Source organism: Nocardia sp. NPDC056100 (assembly GCF_042266325.1).
Taxonomy (GTDB): Bacteria; Actinomycetota; Actinomycetes; order Mycobacteriales; family Mycobacteriaceae; genus Nocardia.
Map to the genome: position 1 here is coordinate 1528834 of NZ_JBHJVY010000001.1, position 15752 is coordinate 1544585.

General features: G+C 67.1%; 13 protein-coding genes. 6 read left to right on the forward strand and 7 right to left on the reverse strand.

Annotated features, from left to right (window positions below):
• Window positions 1-28 precede the first annotated feature (28 nt).
• On the forward strand, window positions 29-1447 hold the full coding sequence (locus ACFC0O_RS07070; protein WP_375954529.1) for an NAD(P)/FAD-dependent oxidoreductase: 1419 nt from the start codon (window positions 29-31) through the stop codon (window positions 1445-1447).
• 111 nt (window positions 1448-1558) lie between these two features.
• Here ACFC0O_RS07070 and ACFC0O_RS07075 read toward each other — a convergent pair whose 3' ends face one another.
• Both ACFC0O_RS07075 and ACFC0O_RS07080 read right to left on the reverse strand, forming a co-directional pair.
• Entirely contained in the window at window positions 1559-2683 is a 1125-nt protein-coding gene (locus ACFC0O_RS07075) for a metallophosphoesterase (RefSeq protein WP_375954531.1), read from the reverse strand.
• A gap of 108 nt (window positions 2684-2791) precedes the next feature.
• On the reverse strand, window positions 2792-4447 hold the full coding sequence (locus ACFC0O_RS07080; RefSeq protein WP_375954533.1) for a serine/threonine-protein kinase: 1656 nt from the start codon (window positions 4445-4447) through the stop codon (window positions 2792-2794).
• 157 nt (window positions 4448-4604) lie between these two features.
• Here ACFC0O_RS07080 and ACFC0O_RS07085 point away from each other — a divergent pair, with 157 nt between their 5' ends.
• Complete coding sequence (locus tag ACFC0O_RS07085) at window positions 4605-5090, forward strand: Lrp/AsnC family transcriptional regulator (RefSeq protein WP_375956015.1); 486 nt, start codon at window positions 4605-4607, stop codon at window positions 5088-5090.
• A gap of 108 nt (window positions 5091-5198) precedes the next feature.
• Window positions 5199-6584, forward strand: a complete 1386-nt coding sequence (locus ACFC0O_RS07090; protein WP_375954534.1) for an aspartate aminotransferase family protein — start codon at window positions 5199-5201, stop codon at window positions 6582-6584.
• 81 nt (window positions 6585-6665) lie between these two features.
• Here the strand turns inward: ACFC0O_RS07090 and ACFC0O_RS07095 are convergent, their stop codons facing one another.
• Together ACFC0O_RS07095 and ACFC0O_RS07100 are read right to left on the reverse strand one after the other, a co-directional pair.
• Entirely contained in the window at window positions 6666-7289 is a 624-nt protein-coding gene (locus ACFC0O_RS07095) for a metal-dependent phosphohydrolase (protein WP_375954536.1), read from the reverse strand.
• A 108-nt stretch (window positions 7290-7397) separates the two neighbouring features.
• Window positions 7398-7844 carry a winged helix-turn-helix transcriptional regulator gene (locus ACFC0O_RS07100; protein ID WP_375954538.1) on the reverse strand — a complete coding sequence of 149 codons (447 nt, stop codon included), beginning with the start codon at window positions 7842-7844 and terminating at the stop codon, window positions 7398-7400.
• A gap of 83 nt (window positions 7845-7927) precedes the next feature.
• Between ACFC0O_RS07100 and ACFC0O_RS07105 the strand changes: the two genes are divergently transcribed.
• Together ACFC0O_RS07105 and ACFC0O_RS07110 are read left to right on the forward strand one after the other, a co-directional pair.
• Window positions 7928-9292, forward strand: a complete 1365-nt coding sequence (locus ACFC0O_RS07105) for an MFS transporter (protein WP_375954541.1) — start codon at window positions 7928-7930, stop codon at window positions 9290-9292.
• Window positions 9237-10229 (forward strand): SMP-30/gluconolactonase/LRE family protein, encoded by a 993-nt coding sequence (locus tag ACFC0O_RS07110; RefSeq protein ID WP_375954543.1) that lies wholly within the window; start codon window positions 9237-9239, stop codon window positions 10227-10229. Before ACFC0O_RS07105 ends, ACFC0O_RS07110 begins: the two co-directional genes overlap by 56 nt.
• Window positions 10230-10233: 4 nt before the next feature.
• Here ACFC0O_RS07110 and ACFC0O_RS07115 read toward each other — a convergent pair whose 3' ends face one another.
• Both ACFC0O_RS07115 and cobA read right to left on the reverse strand, forming a co-directional pair.
• Window positions 10234-11694: an MFS transporter gene (locus ACFC0O_RS07115; RefSeq protein ID WP_375956018.1), complete on the reverse strand. Its 1461-nt coding sequence runs from the start codon at window positions 11692-11694 to the stop codon at window positions 10234-10236.
• A 90-nt stretch (window positions 11695-11784) separates the two neighbouring features.
• Window positions 11785-13062, reverse strand: a complete 1278-nt coding sequence (gene cobA / locus ACFC0O_RS07120) for a uroporphyrinogen-III C-methyltransferase (protein WP_375954545.1) — start codon at window positions 13060-13062, stop codon at window positions 11785-11787.
• A gap of 189 nt (window positions 13063-13251) precedes the next feature.
• Here cobA and ACFC0O_RS07125 point away from each other — a divergent pair, with 189 nt between their 5' ends.
• Complete coding sequence (locus ACFC0O_RS07125; RefSeq protein ID WP_375954547.1) at window positions 13252-14193, forward strand: hypothetical protein; 942 nt, start codon at window positions 13252-13254, stop codon at window positions 14191-14193.
• On the opposite strand, the gene ACFC0O_RS07130 is transcribed toward ACFC0O_RS07125, so the two are convergent.
• Window positions 14190-15536 (reverse strand): DoxX family protein, encoded by a 1347-nt coding sequence (locus tag ACFC0O_RS07130; RefSeq protein ID WP_375954549.1) that lies wholly within the window; start codon window positions 15534-15536, stop codon window positions 14190-14192. The two genes, ACFC0O_RS07125 and ACFC0O_RS07130, sit on opposite strands and share 4 nt — an antisense overlap.
• Window positions 15537-15752: the final 216 nt, after the last annotated feature.

A 15752-nucleotide genomic window follows, 5' to 3' on the forward strand; every position in this document is an offset into this window, starting at 1 on the left:
GCGGCAAGAGAGAAGGAGTTGATCGGCCATGCAGGCCAAAGGAAGCAAACTGTTGGCGTCGGCACTCTCCGAGGCAGCGCCGACGCCGTTCTGGACCGACCGGCCGGAGCGCCCGCACCCCAATGATCCGCTCACCAATGCCACGACCGCCGATCTGGCAGTCATCGGCGGCGGCTACAGCGGGCTGTGGACGGCGTTGCTGGCCAAGGAGAGGTACCCCGAAATAGATGTCGTACTGGTCGAATCCGCCATATGCGGGCATGCCGCGTCCGGCCGCAACGGCGGCTTCTGCGCGGCCAGCCTGACGCACGGGCTCTCCAACGGTGTGGACCGCTTCCCCGATGAGATCGACGTCCTCGAACGGATGGGCCGGGAGAACCTGGACGCCATCGAGGCCACCATCCGCCGCTACGATATCGACTGCGATTTCGAGCGCACCGGCGAACTCGAGGTGGCCACCGCGCCGCACGAGCTGGAATGGCTGCAGGAAAGCCATGACGCCGCGCTCGAACTCGGTTATCGCAGTGAGCTACTCAGCGCGGAGGAGGTGCAGAACCTCGTCCACTCCCCCACCTACCTCGGCGGCTGGTGGGACCGCGACGGTGTGGCAATGCTGGATCCGGCTCGCCTGGCCTGGGGGCTGCGGCGCGCCTGCCTGGAGAAAGGTGTGCGTATCTACGAAGGCACACCGGTGCAGCGCATTTCGAAGACCGGCGGCGGCACGCTGACCCTGCACACCCCGCACGGTGAGGTGCGCGCACCCCGGGTCGCGCTGTGCACCAGCGCATTCCAGGGACCGCTGGCCAAGGTGTCCCGGCATGTGGTTCCGGTCTACGACTACGCGCTCATGACCGAACCGCTGACCGAGGAGCAATTGGACTCCATCGGCTGGGGCAAACACCGCATGGGTCTGGGCGATGCCTCGTACCGGTTCCACTATTACCGCCTGACCAGCGATAATCGCATTCTGTTCGGCGGCTACGACGCGATCTACCACTACAACGGAAAGATCTCTCCCGCACAGGATTACAACGAGGAAACCTTCGAGCGGCTCTCCCAGCATTTCTTCCAGATCTTCCCGCAGCTGGACGGTGTGCGCTTCACGCACCGCTGGGGCGGCATCATCGACACCTGCGGGCGGTTCTGCGCGTTCTTCGGCAGGGCCTACAAGGGCAAGCTGGCGTACGCCGTCGGATATACCGGATTGGGTGTCGGCGCAACACGATTCGGCGCGGAGGTAATGCTGGATCGGCTCTGGAACCTCGACACCGAACGCACCCGGCTGCGCATGGTGAAATCCCGGCCGCTGCCCATGCCGCCGGAGCCGTTCCGCTCCATCGGCATTCAGTTGACCCGCTGGTCACTGGCCCGCGCGGACCAGCACGGCGGTAAACGAAACCTGTGGCTGCGCATCATGGACGCCACCGGATTGGGGTTCGACAGCTGAGGCTCGACCGAAGCATGCCCGGCCGCGGGCGGATTCACCGCTCGCGGCCGGTGAACGGTGTGCCTTCGATGTGGACTCGGACCTCGTCGAAGGCGCGACCGAGCACGAGTGCTACTTCGGGCTGCGGAGGATGAGGACGGTGATTTCGCTGGGGGCGAAGACTCGGAGTTGGGGCCCCCAGAAGCCGGTGCCTCGGCTGGTGTAGAGCTGGGTGTCGCCGTGTTGGCTCAGGCCCGCTACTACCGGCTGGTCCAAGCGGACCAGGTAGCGGAAGGGCCAGATTTGGCCGCCGTGGGTGTGGCCGGAGATTTGCAGGGCCACACCGGCTTTCACGGCGTCGGTGATCTGTTTGGGCTGATGGGCGAGCAGGATGACCGGGAGGTCGGGGTCCGCGCCGGAGAGGGCGGCGGGGAGGTTGGGGCCGTGGCCGGGGAGCGAGACGCCGGTGGGGTCGTCGATGCCCGCCATGATGAGGCGGTCGCCGTCGCGGGTGAGGACCTCGTGCTGATTGTGCATGGGCTGCCAGCCCAGGCCCGCCATATGGTCGATCCAGCCCGCGGCGTCACCGAAGTATTCGTGATTGCCGGTGATGTAGAAGCGGCCGAGTTCGGCCTGCACCTTGCCCAGCGGATCGACCTGGGCGCGGCGCTTGACCACCGAACCGTCGGCCAGATCGCCTGCGTGGCAGGCGATATCGGGGCGCTGCTCGTTAACGATCTCGACCACGCGCTCGGACCAGCGCAGGCGGTCGGTGGCGGCGTAATGGGTATCGGTGATGACGACCATGCGCAGGCCGTCCAGACCGGGAGCCAGCTTGGGGATGGTCACCTCGACGGTCTTCACGCGCGGAATGCGGCGGGCCTCATAGATGCCCCACACCGTGAGCGCGGCCGAAATCGCAAGCACGCCAAGGGCGACGATGCGGGAGCGGGCGGGATCATCCACGCCAGCGATGATCAGTCCGGTGCGAACCACCGTGCCGATCACCGACCAGCTGAACAGCACCCACATCACACCGAGCGCGGTATCTCCGATGAGTGCGGCGGTATCGGACTGCTTCGGGCCGTGACCGGTGAACATGGCCAGCGGCAGGCCGATATAGCCGAGCACGAACAGCGCCGACAACGCCCAGAACACCGCACCGGAAGTGGTGGTGAAGACCAGCAGCCACCACGGGACCAGGAAGAGCAGCGCCGGAATCACCAGCATGAACACCTGGCGGGGAATTCGGTTCAACAGAGTCAATCCTCATGAATACATTGGCGTGGACCGGTGTCCGACGCCGTCGATTCCCCCGCCACGACGATACCCGTACCGGGCACTGGTGGCCGGGGGAGAAAAGTCTCACCCGGTGACGCGACAGATCTGACCGGGGGTCTGCGGGGCCACCGACTGGGGCGGGTTCCGGGAAGCGGTGGTGACGGGTGCGGCTCCGAGAGTCGGCGCCGCGGGCGCGGTGCTCGGGGATGTACTGCTCGGGGCCGATGCACCCGGGGCGGCGGGCGGCTGCTCGCACGCCGGCAACAGCTCACTCTTGACCAGGGCCCGCAGCTGGTTGGCAGCGGTGTCGATCGGACCGCGCGGCAATCCCGTCTGCACGCTGGTGCGGCCGGATGCGGTGAGGTCGGTGATCCGCAAAGCCCGGCAGCCCGCGGGAAAACCCGAGGCCGTGGCGGACAGGGTCAACTCTCCGGCAGCGGTGACACACCCGATCAATTCCGGACTGTGCCATGACATCCCCAGCACCGAACCCGGTCGGCCGCGCTCGATCACCACGGCCCCGTTGTCCTCGGCGACGTAGTAGTCACGGCGAGCCGCCGTGTAGAGCACGACAATCCCCAGTGTCAGGATCAGCACGACCGCAAGCGAGATAATCGCCAGCCGATAGGGCGGGCCGAGGAGCGACCGGCGGCGGCTACTCCCCCGCCCCGCAGCGGCCGCGGATGATTCGGAGCGGCCGGGCGGCACTGCGGGCGCGGGATCGACCGGTGTTCGGGTTGAGGGCGCACTCGATGCGGCCTGCGACCGGTCACGCCGCGCGGCGGGTGGGGGTGTCCAGGCGGGCGGCTGGCTCGGTGCGGTGGGTCGCTGGCCGACGATCGTTGCCTGGGGAGGTGTCGGGCGGGGCGGCTGAGCTGGTGAACGGAAGGGCTGCGGGCGTGATAGCGCGCCGGCTACCGAGGTCGCCAATTCTCTTGCGGTGCTGAATCTTTCGGCGGGGTTCTTGGCCAGTGCGCGGGCGACGATGTCGTCGAGCTCGCGGGGTAGACCGGGGTTGTGCGCGGTCACCTTGGGTGGGGGCTGCATCAAATGGGCGTGCAGGACGGCAGCCGGAGTGGTGCGCGGGTATGGGACTGTGCCGGTGAGCATTTCGTAGAGGGTCGCGCCGAGGGCGTAGAGGTCGGTGCGGTGATCTACCGGATCGCCGGTGAAGATTTCCGGGGCGGCGTAGGCGAGGGTGGCGACGAAGGTGCCGGTTTCGGTGAGGGCGGTGGATTGGTCGACGCGGCGGGCTATGCCGAAGTCGGACACCACGACTCGTTCCGGATCGCCCGGATCACCGGGTGAGAGCAGGATATTGGCGGGTTTGATATCGCGGTGCAGCAGGCCGTTCGAATGCGCGTGGTCGATACCGCGCGCCGCCTCGGTGAGAATGTGCACGGCGCGTGCGGGATTCAGGCCGTCGCCCTGCTGTCTGACCGCGTGCGCGACATCGGTGCCCGGTATGTATTCCATGCAGATCCAGGGCCGCTCCGCCTCGACCCCGCGATCGTGGATGGTCACGATATTGCGGTGGTTGAGCTGCGCCGCCAGATCGGCCTCGCGATCGAAGCGGGCTCGGAAGGACGGATCGGCGGCGGTGGCGTCGGAGAGCACCTTCAACGCGACCATGCGCGGCAATCGCGGATGTCGCGCCCGGTACACCTCGCCCATACCGCCCGCGCCCAACAGGATGTCGATGGTGAATCCGGCGAACACCGATCCCGCTGCCAACGCCATGGCCTGCGCCCTCCCCGCTCGCCTTCGGCCGCGATCAGCGGTTGCCGAACTGCGGCCGCCACCGCACCGTAATGCACTGCCGCGAGGTGTGCGAGCCATATGCGCGGGGACGACTCGCCCCGAGCACGATTGGTGGGATACCACCGTGTCCGGAAGGATGATCGGGGTGAGCGACCTGACTTCCAGCCGGAGCACTCCGGCGCTCGATGACATCTCCAAGCGGATCATCGCCCAGCTACAGGAAGACGGGCGGCGCGCCTACGCGACCATCGGCAAGGCCGTCGGCCTGTCCGAGGCCGCGGTGCGGCAGCGGGTGCAGAAACTCGCCGACGCCGGTGTGATCCAGATCGTCGCGGTGACCGATCCGCTACAGGTCGGACTGTTCCGGCAGGCCATGATCGCCATCACGGTGGACGGTCCGGTGCAGGTGGTGGCCGATGCGCTGTCCGCCATCGACGAGATCAACTACGTGGTGGTGTGCGCGGGCCGCTACGACGTGCTGTGCGAGGCCGTGTGCCCGGATGACGAAGCGCTGCTCGACCTGGTGTCGAACCATATTCGCGCGCTCGCGGGTGTGCGGCATGCGGAGATCATGATGTACCTCAAGCTGAACAAACAGACCTACAAGTGGGGCACCCGCTAATGTCACAACGAAATCCGAAGCTGACAATCTTGTAACAACGAAATCGGTTGCTGAGGCGGCTTGAATATGGGATAACCGAAGTACATCAAGACTTCGAGGAGTCCCACCATGACCGCCACCGCCGAACCCCTCCATACCGTCGACGCGTCCCGCGTCGTCCGTGACCACCTCTGGATGCACTTCGCCACCCACAACGGGCAGGACGAGGCCGACACCCCGGTGATTGTGCGAGGCGAGGGCGCATATCTCTTCGATGACAACGGCAAGCGCTACCTGGACGGACTGGCGGGACTCTTCGCCGTCCAGGTCGGGCACGGGCGCGAGGAACTCGCCGAGGCCGCGGCCCGGCAGATGCGGACGCTGCCGTACTTCCCGCTCTGGGGTTACGCCCATCCCCCGGCCATCGAATTGGCCGACCGGCTGGCGGCTTCGGCCCCCGGTGACCTGAATCGGGTGTTCTTCACCGTCAGCGGCGGCGAATCCGTCGAGACCGCATGGAAACTCGCGCGGCAGTACTTCAAGGTGATCGGCAAGCCGACCAAGCACAAGGCGATCAGCCGGTCCATGGCATATCACGGGACATCGCTGGGCGCGCTGTCGATCACCGGAATCCCCGGCGCCAAAGCGCCTTTCGAACCGCTGGTGCCGAGCACCATTCGGGTGCCGAACACCAACTTCTATCGGGCCACCGAACATGCCGACGACTACGAGGCGTATGGGCTGTGGGCGGCGGACCGGATCGAGGAGGCCATTCTCTTCGAGGGCGCGGATACCGTGGCCGCGGTATTCCTGGAGCCGGTGCAGAACACCGGCGGCTGTTTCGTACCGCCGCCGGGCTACTTCCAGCGGGTGCGCGAAATCTGCGATCGGCACGATGTGCTGCTCATCTCCGATGAGGTGATCTGTGCGTTCGGGCGGCTCGGAACCGCTTTCGGCGCAGACCGTTTCGGTTATCAGCCGGATATGATCACCACCGCCAAGGGGCTCACGTCCGGGTACGCGCCGCTGGGCGCGGTCATGATCAGCGACCGCATCATGGAACCGTTCCAGCGCTCGAACGATATGTTCATGCACGGCTCCACCTACGGCGGGCATCCGGTGTCCTGCGCGGTGGCGCTGGCCAACCTCGATATTCTCGAGGGCGAGGGGCTGTATCAGCATGTGCGCGATAACGAAGACGCCTTCCGCGCAACGCTTTCCAAGCTAGAGGACCTGCCGATCGTCGGCGAGGTGCGCGGTGCCGGGTTCTTCTGGGCGGTAGAATTGGTCAAGGACAAGAACACCCGGGAACGCTTCACCGATGAGGAATCCACTCGCGTTCTGCGCAACCACGTCTCGCGGGAACTGTTCGCCAACGGCCTGTACTGCCGCGCAGACGACCGTGCCGAACCGGTGATCCAATTCTCGCCGCCGCTGATCTGCGGACCGGAACAGTTCCAGGAGATCGAGCAGATTGTTCGGGGCGCGCTGACCAGCGCGTGGAAGCTGCTCTGAGCGAATAGATTTCGCCGCCCCGACCGGGCGGCACAATCCAGCCCGCCGCCTCATCCGCGATCCGGACGAGGCGGCGGGCTGTCAGGCGAGGGTGGCGAGTTCGGCGGAGAGGTTGGCTCGGGCGGCTTCGTCGTAGCGGGCTCGGCCTATGGGGGTGCGGAAGAGGTGGGGTTGGTCTACCAGGCCGCGTAGGACGGCGGCGCGGCCCGCGCGGAAGAGATCGTCCGGGACGTGGGCGTATTCGGCTCGGACGGCGGCCGTGTAGGCGGTGTAGGCGGGTTGGTCGGCGGCGAGAATGGCGAGGTCGGCGTCGCAGAGAACCTCGCCGTTGCGGTCGCCGGGGGCGGGGTGGTGGCCCGCGGTGAGGCGGACCAGGCGGGCCACCTCGGTGATCGTCTCCGGGCTCAAACCCAGTGCGGGGAGGGCGGATTCGGCCAGTACCGCGCTGGCTTCCTCATTGTCGCCGCCGTCGACCGAGTAGACGGCGTCGTGGAAGAAGGCGGCATAGCGGACGGCGGCCAGGTCGGTGGCGTCGGCGGCGAGGTCGTCGATGACCGCGAGCATGGCGGATAGATGTTCGACGGTGTGGTAGCGGCGGTGTGGTTCTCGATAGCGGCGGACCAGGTCTTCGCCGAGTTCACGCGCATCGGGTCCAGCCAGATCGGTCCAGCGGTCCAGTAGTTCCGCGTCCAGGTTTCTCCCCATCCAGGCAGTCTGCCGAATTCCCGCGGGCGGCAACAGCCCTGGGCGGCGGTGGTTTTCACCACTGCGCCGGGACGCCACCATTACGCGTCGGCCCTCCGATACGCGAGGTCAGCTCAGTTTGGCTACCGCGACATCGTCCGGGGTGAGTAAGCGGCCGTCGTGAGCGTGCACCTCGAGCGGGGCCAGTGGCCGGCCGTCGCGGCGGTCCAGCAGTTCGGAGTGGGGTTCGGAGTCGGCGAAGGAGAAGGCTTCACCCCATTGCCGCAGGGCGACGATGACCGGGAAGAGAGCGCGGCCTTTTTCGGTGAGCGTGTATTCCTGGTAGGGGCTGCCTTCCGAGATCGGGGTGGTTTCCAGGATCTCGTTGGCGACCAGATCGCGCAGTCGGGCGGCGAGGATGTTCTTGGCCACGCCGAGGCTGCGCTGGAATTCATTGAAGCGGCGACTGCCGTCGAAGGCGTCGCGCACGATGAGCAGCGACCACCAATCACCGATGGCGTCCACCGAGCGGGCGACTGGGCAGTCGGCATCGTCGAATCGGGTGCGTTTGACCAAGGCCCGGCCTCCGGAATTATCGGTTGCATCTTGCTACCACTCCACTCTAGCGTAGGTAGCAAGATGCAACCACTGGAGGGTGTATGACGCTGGAACACAATCGGCCCACGACCGAACCACCCACGGTGGGAGCCCGGCCCGGCCACCGCGCGGACGAATCATCCGGGGCCGGAGCACAACCAAGCCGCCCGGCGCTCGCGGTGTTCGCGCTGGCGAGCGGAACCGCCGTGGCGAACGTGTACCTGGCGCAACCGTTGCTGGCCACGCTCGGCGCGGAGTTCGGCATCGGTGAGCAGGCGGTCGGCGGCATTGTCACCGCTACGCAAATCGGTTACGGACTGGGGCTTTTCCTGCTCGTCCCGCTGGCGGATCTACTGCCCAAGCGGGCATTGGTCTCGGCACAGTCGCTGCTACTGGCGGGGGCGCTGCTGGTATTCGCCACGGCCGCAAATACTCCCGTGCTGCTCGGCGCTGCGGCGACCGTCGGATTCCTCGCCGTGGTGGCGCAATCGCTGGTCGCCTATGCCGCGGCGCTCACCGGGCCGGGCGATCGGGGACGGATCGTCGGGCGGGTCACCAGCGGGATCGTCATCGGAATTCTGCTGGCGCGCACGATATCCGGGACTATCGCCGATGTGGCGGGCTGGCGCGCGGTGTATTTCACCTCGGCGGCGGTCACGCTGCTACTGGTGTTCGCCATGCGACGCACGCTGCCCTATGTGCCCGCGCCCACCGGGCCGATGCCTCGACGCGATGCGGACGACGACCTCGGGGTTGGCGGCGAGCACCCGGACTCGGCACCGCGATATCCGGCGCTATTGCGTTCCACCATCACACTTTTCGCCACCGATCCCCTGCTACGCACCCGAGGGCTGCTGGCCCTGCTCATCTTCGCCGCGTTCAGCACGCTGTGGAGCACGCTCGCACTGCTGCTCAGCGCCGCGCCATTCACGCTGTCGCACACCGTGATCGGCGCTTTCGGGCTGGCGGGCGTCGCGGGCGCGGCAGCGGCGACTCCGGCGGGGCGACTCTTCGACCGAGGACACGGCCGACGGGTGACGGGGCTCGCACTATCACTCCTGGTCGCGTCGTGGCCACTGCTCGCCTTGACTCCGAAATCGCTGGTGGCCCTGGTGATCGGCATCATCGCCCTGGATGCCGCCATTCAAGCCGTGCACGTCACGAACCAGAGCATGATCTACTCGCATCGCCCCGATGCGGGCAGCCGGGTCATCGGCGGCTACATGATCTTCTATTCGATCGGCAGCGCGGCCGGAGCCGTGGCCGCCACCGCCGTCTACGCGGCCTTCGGATGGACGGCGGTCTGCCTGCTGGGCGCGGTTTTCAGCCTCACCGCCCTCGGAGTGTGGTGGCGCGCGGATACAGTGAGCCATGCCGATGCAGCCCCGCCGATGGACGCCCCCGCCTGCCCCGCCGCGTGCCCGTGACACCCGCAGCACCCCGGAGATGCCCGCCCTGCGGTTACTCGAATTGCCGGGCAAGGGACCGGAAGACGTGGTCATCGCGGCCGACGGGCGTTTGCTCACCGGTATCGACAATGGCGCGATCCTGGCCGTCGATCCGGCGACCGGGGCGGTGGAGCAGATCGCGCACACCGGCGGGCGGCCGCTCGGACTGCACGCGGAATCCGATGGCTCCCTGCTGATCTGCGATGCACAGCGCGGATTGCTGCAGCTGGACAAGCCGGGCGGGCAGATAGAGGTGCTGGTCGCCGAGGTCAATGGCGAACCGCTGAATTTCACCAGCAATGTGGTCGCGGCCGCGGACGGCACGATCTACTTCTCGGAATCCTCGCGCCGATGGCCGCTCACCGAGTGGATGGGCGACATCATGGAGCATTCCGGAACCGGGCGGCTGCTGCGCCGGAACACCGACGGGAGCGTCGAAATCCTGTTGGACGGACTGGATTTCGCCAATGGCGTGGTGCTCGCGCCGGACGGTTCGTGCGTGGTGGTCGCCGAGACCGGGGCGTACCGGGTGACCCGCTACTGGCTGTCGGGCCCGCGCGCCGGGACCAGCGATCCGCTGGTGCAGAACCTGCCCGGATTCCCGGACAATATGCTGCTCGGCAGCGATGGCCTGGTGTGGGTTTCGCTGGCATCCCCACGAAACCCATTGCTGGACACCCTGCTTCCGCTGCCCGGCATTCTCCGCAAGATCTCGTGGGCGATTCCCGAACGGCTGCAACCGAAGCCGGCGCGCACCGTCTGGGCGATGGCCTTCGATTTCGACGGCAAGCAGGTGCACGATCTACAGCGCGAAGGCGTCGACTACGCGCTGGTGACCGCCGTCGCCGAACACGACGGCAATCTCTACCTCGGGAGCCTGTCCGAACCGGCCATCGCGGTGACGCGAGTGCCGTAGGGACTCAGGATTTCTGGGCCTCATCCTGTGCGTGCTGCGCCTGCTGCAATTGCGCGGGCGTATAGCGCAGGGTCAGCGCCAGCACGCCCAGCACCGCGGTGCCGATGGCGCAGACCAGCAGCACCAGGGTGTAACCGCTGCCCAGCGCCTCGATCTGGGTCGGGTTCATCTCGGTGACCTTGCCGGTGGAACCGCCCAGGGACAGCGTGCGGGACAGTGCGACCGGGCTCAGCACGCCCACCGCGAACGGGGTGCCCATATTCATGAACATCTGCCCGACCGCGGACAGCGGGCCGATATGCGCCATATCCACCCCGACCAGTACGCACAGCGGCAGGATCACGATCGCGGTGCCGACGCAGAAACCCACCACGCACAGCAGGATCAGCAGCGTCGGGAAGTACTCCACCGAACCGTCGATGGTGGAACCGAAGTACAGCCCGGCCGCGAGCACCAGTGCGGCGGAGAACAGCAGCCAGCGCGGGGCCACATACTGCGCGGCCTTGGAGGCGACCGCGGTGCCCACACCCGCGCCGAGGGTGAACGGGATGCTCGCCAGACCGGCCGAGAGCGGACTGTAGCCAAGCACGTTCTGCAGGAACTGGGCGACGAAGAAGGTCGTCGCGCCCAGTACGCCGGAGGTCAGGAAGATGGCGATGAAGGTGGCCACGCGATCGCGGCTGTCGAACAGCGACCACGGCAGCAGCGGGTTCTCGACATTGCGTTCGGCGAGGATGAACACCACCAGCAGCACCAGGCCGCCGATCACCGAGCCCAGGATAATCGGGCTGCCCCAACCCATTTCGGGGCCTTCGGTCGCACCGAACACAATGGCCACGCAGGCGAGCGTGCCCAGTACCGCCCCTCGAATATCGAGGGAGATGCGCTGGTGCGCGGTATCGCGCAGCTCGTTGATCGCGCCGATGACGATGAGAATGCCGATCGGCACATTGATCCAGAAGATCCAGCGCCAATCCAGCTGGGTCAGCGCACCGCCGATGACCAGACCGCCGACCGAACCGATGCCGACCATGGAACCGAAGATGGCGATGGCCTGATTACGGGCCGGACCGGGGGCGTAGGTGCTGGCGACCAGCGCGAACGCGGTCGGCGCGGCGATGGCGGCACCGGTGCCCTGCAGGGCGCGGGCGGCGATCAGCCAGGCTTCGTTCTGCGCGCTGCCGCACAGCGCGGACGCGACGGTGAACAGTGCGACACCGAGAATCAGCATGCGCTTGCGACCGAAGGAGTCGCCGAGGCGACCACCCAGCAGCATGAGCCCGGCGAACGGCAGACCGTACGCCGTCACCGTCCAGGCACTGCCCGCACTGGACAGACCCAACTGCTCCTGTAGTCGGGGCAGCGCCAGAATCATGACGGTGCCGTCGAGCACCACCATCAGCTGCAACCCGCTCAGGACGAGAATCGCGAGGCCGAACGCCCGCTTGGTCACCGGATACTGCATCGTCGCAGCGGGATTATCGAGCACTCCGACACTGTAATGGATACCCGGCGCGGCCAACCGATCTCGTGCTGGCTCGTACCGGGCATGAGGTCAGTGCGCTCCCGCGTCCAGCGATTCGCCATCCGGCGCTCCGGCGGTGAAACCGGCGGTGGGGCCGATGACGATGATGGCCGGGGGGCGAATGGCTTCGGCGCGGACACGGTCCGCGACCGTGGACAGGTCGGCGCGGACGATGCGCTGGGTACGCAGGCTGCCTTCCTGGACGATGGTGACCGGGGTGTCCGCGGCGCGACCGCCTTCCAGGAGGGCGGCGGCGAATTTATCGATGCGCTCGACGGCCATGAGCAGCACGATGGTGCCGCGCAGTCGGGCCAGGGCGGGCCAGTCGACCAGGGAGTCCGGATGGTCGGGGGCGACATGGCCGGAGACCACGACGAATTCGTGGGTGACGCCGCGATGGGTGACCGGGATTCCCGCGAGGGCGGGGACCGAGATGGCGCTGGTCACGCCGGGGACGACCGTCACCGGGACACCGGCGTCGACGCAGGCTTCGAGTTCCTCGTAACCGCGGCCGAAGACATAGGGGTCGCCGCCCTTGAGGCGGACCACGAATTTGCCCGCCTTCGCGCCCTCGATGAGCGCGGTATTGATGGCCTCCTGCGCCATGGCGCGGCCGTACGGGATCTTGGCGGCGTCCACGACCTCGACATCCGGACCCAGTTCGGCGAGCAGCTCCGGGGGCGCGAGACGGTCCGCGACAACGAGATTCGCGCGGGCCAGCAGGCGGCGGCCGCGCACGGTGATGAGGTCCGGATCGCCGGGACCGCCGCCGACCAGGGCGACGCCTGGGGTCACCGGGCCCGAATCATCGGTCACCACACCGGATTGCAGCGCCTCCAGCAGGCCGTTCCGGATCGCGGCCGAACGGCGATGCTGACCGCCCGCGAGGACGCCGAGGCTCATACCGTCATAGCGCGCGGTCGCCGGGGTGACGGCAGTGCCGAGCCGGGCACTGTCGGCGCGGACGCAGAAAATACGCCTGCGGGTGGCCTCTTCGACCACCGCGGCATTGGTTTCGGGTTCATCGGTGCAGGTCATGGCGTACCACGCGCCATCGAGATCACCGTCGGCGTAGGGCCGCAGTTCCAGGGTGATCTGGCCGGAGGTGGCCATACCCTCCACGGCCGGGGTGGCCTCGCGGCTGATCACGTGCACGTCCGCACCGGAGGCGATGAGCAGTCCGAGCCGCCGCTGGGCGACCGTTCCACCGCCGACGACGACTACGCGCCGGCCGTTCAGATCGAGCCCGACCAGGTAGTTCGGGTCGCCAACGGGCTGTTCATCGGATGCGTCTGACGTGTACTGCACGAGGATTGAGCCTACGGCCTGGCCGCGAACCGCCCACAATCGACCGGCGTCCGCACAGCAACCGTTATAGAGCCCACCTCGATGGCGGCGGCGGATCTCGGCTGGATGGCGATCCGTGCGCCTGGCCTCGGAAACCCGTTCGGCTTCCTATGCTTGATAGCTATGATTCGCCGCGGGGCAGTGGTCCGGATGTTCGCAGTTCTGGTTTCCCTCTCGCTCGCGGGCGTCGCGCCCGCCGCGGCCGATACAGCGGCCGGGACGCTGGTGTCGCCAAGTGTCGAGGCGATCTATTCGCAGCCCGGTCCGTGGGCGGTGACCACGCAAAAGGGTTTCGGCTGTTGCGATTCCACCGGGGCGGCCTATGACATCTGGTATCCGGCGAATCTCGGGGCGGGCGGATTCCGGCATCCGATCATCACCTTCGGCGACGGCACCAATGCGGTGCCGAGCCAATACGAGTATCTGCTCACGCATTTGGCGTCGTGGGGGTTCGTCGTCATCGCGACCGAGAACAAGCAGACCGGGTCCGGGACGGATATCGCGGGGGCGGTGGACTTCCTGCTGCATCGGGCCGCCGATCCGGCGAGCGTCTTCCACGATCGGCTGGACGCGAATGCGATTGGCGCGGTGGGGCATTCGCAGGGCGCGACCGGGGCGTTGAACGCCATGGCGAATTCGGGCGGGCGGATCAAGACGGTGGTGCCGATCGAACTGCCGATCCAGATTCTCTGTGCGACCGGATCATGGTGCCCGGATACCGGGAAGCTGGTCAGCGGTTCGGTGTTCCTGGTGAACGGGTCCGCGGATTTCCTGATCTCGCCGTCGGAGCAGGCGCTGCCCCGCCAGGTGATCGGACTGCAATCGATTCGGGCGTACTACGAGGCGATCCCGAATTCGATTCCGAAGGCGTGGGGCACGCTCGTCGGGCCGAATCACAATGATGTGCAGGGGCAACCGGATTGCGCGGGAGCGGCGTTCCCGTGCGCGGTCGGGGTGTACGGATATCTCGGGTATCCGACCGCGTGGCTGGCGGCCCGGCTGCTCGGCCGGGAAGACGCGCGCAGCGCCTTCGCGGCCGGTGGGGAGTTCTTCGCGCCGAATCCCGGCTGGGTCAATCAGCTCGGGAACTAGTTCACGCCATTGGGGTTGTCCTGCACCAGGTTCAGGCCGCCCTTGCGCACCGGCATGGCGCTGTCGTCGACGCGGGTGAGGGACAGGGTCACCGGATGGCCGTCCAGTTCGCCGGTGAGCAGCAGGCGATCCGGGGCGGTGCGGTCGTAGGTGAAGCTGGCCAGCGGCTGCTGCGCCTCGGGTGAGTGCAGGGTGAGATGGTGTGCGGCGCTGTCGTATTCGGTGGCGACCGAGACCAGGCTGTCGTCCATGCGCTGATAGGTGGCGTACTCCCTGTAGTCGAAAACCAAGCGCCGCCAGCGGGTTTCATCGGTGAGCAGGGGCGGCACCGGCTGGCCGTCGCGGGTGAATTCGGTGACGTTCCAGATGCCGTAGAGCTCGGGTTTGCCCCGCCCCGGACCGTAATCGTGCCAGCCCTGCCAGCTGCCGACCGCCTGCGCCAGCACGAACCAGGCCGCAAGTACCACCAGGCCGATGTCGGCGATCCGGCGCGAACGGGGCGTCGTGAACGGGGTGGGTGCGGTCGACGGACCGGCGGACTGTCCCAGCAGCACCGCCGTGAGCCTGCGGGCCTCGGGGGCCAGCAACACCAGCGAGAGCAACAGCAGGTGGAACGAGAGCAGTTTGACCGGCACATCGAAGGTCATATTGAGCACCCACACCTGCGCCATGCTGACCAGACTGAGCAGCACGCCCGCGAGCCGCGTGCGCGGCATGAGCAGCAGCAGACCGCCGAGCACCTCGGCGATACCGAGCAGGCTCTCGTACACCGGTGACGTGCCGACCTGATTCCACAGCACCGCCATATGACTGAAGTCGCCGTACGGCTGGATGAGGGTGGCCAGACCGGGCACCTGCATCTGGAGCGGAATCGCCTTGGCGAAGCCGTATCCCAGCATCTGCCCGGCCAGGATGAGCTGGATGAAGAGCAGGAACCAGCCCGCGAGACGGCGGTATTCGGTGCGCTTGCGGTCCAGGACGGTCCACACCGCGGTCACGATGAGCGCGAGAATCAGGATGCAGAACACCAGCACCCACAGGTACGCCTGATCGCCACTACCGGATTCCAGGTGCAGGCGCGCGTCGATGCCGAAGACATTGCGCCCCACCCATTCCACGATGGCGTGCGGCAGTTGCGCGTAGTCCATGACCATGCGATCCGGTGTCCAGAGCGCGATGATGCCGATGAAGGCGAACAGCGGCTGCGGATAGATGACGCAGAATAGGGTCAGGTATGCGACCACGAAGCGAAAGCCGAGGCGCGCCAGCGGATTCCATGTCCGCGCGGTCGCCGGTTCGGGTGGATCGAGCTCCGCCTCGACGACGACCGCTGCTGTACTCATCGCGCTCTCTCCCCTCTCGGCGAACCTCTTTCGACGATAGGGAGTGTGCCCGCCGCGCACCTCCGGGTGGATCCCCCGTTCGTAGCGTTCTCGCCTACCCCGGTGGGATGGTGCGGCATACCTCTGCGGGACTACGTGCCAGCACTACCGACTTACCAGAATGCGCGTCGAGAGGCATCCCATTCACCGGTACTTACCAGCCGAACCCCTGCACAT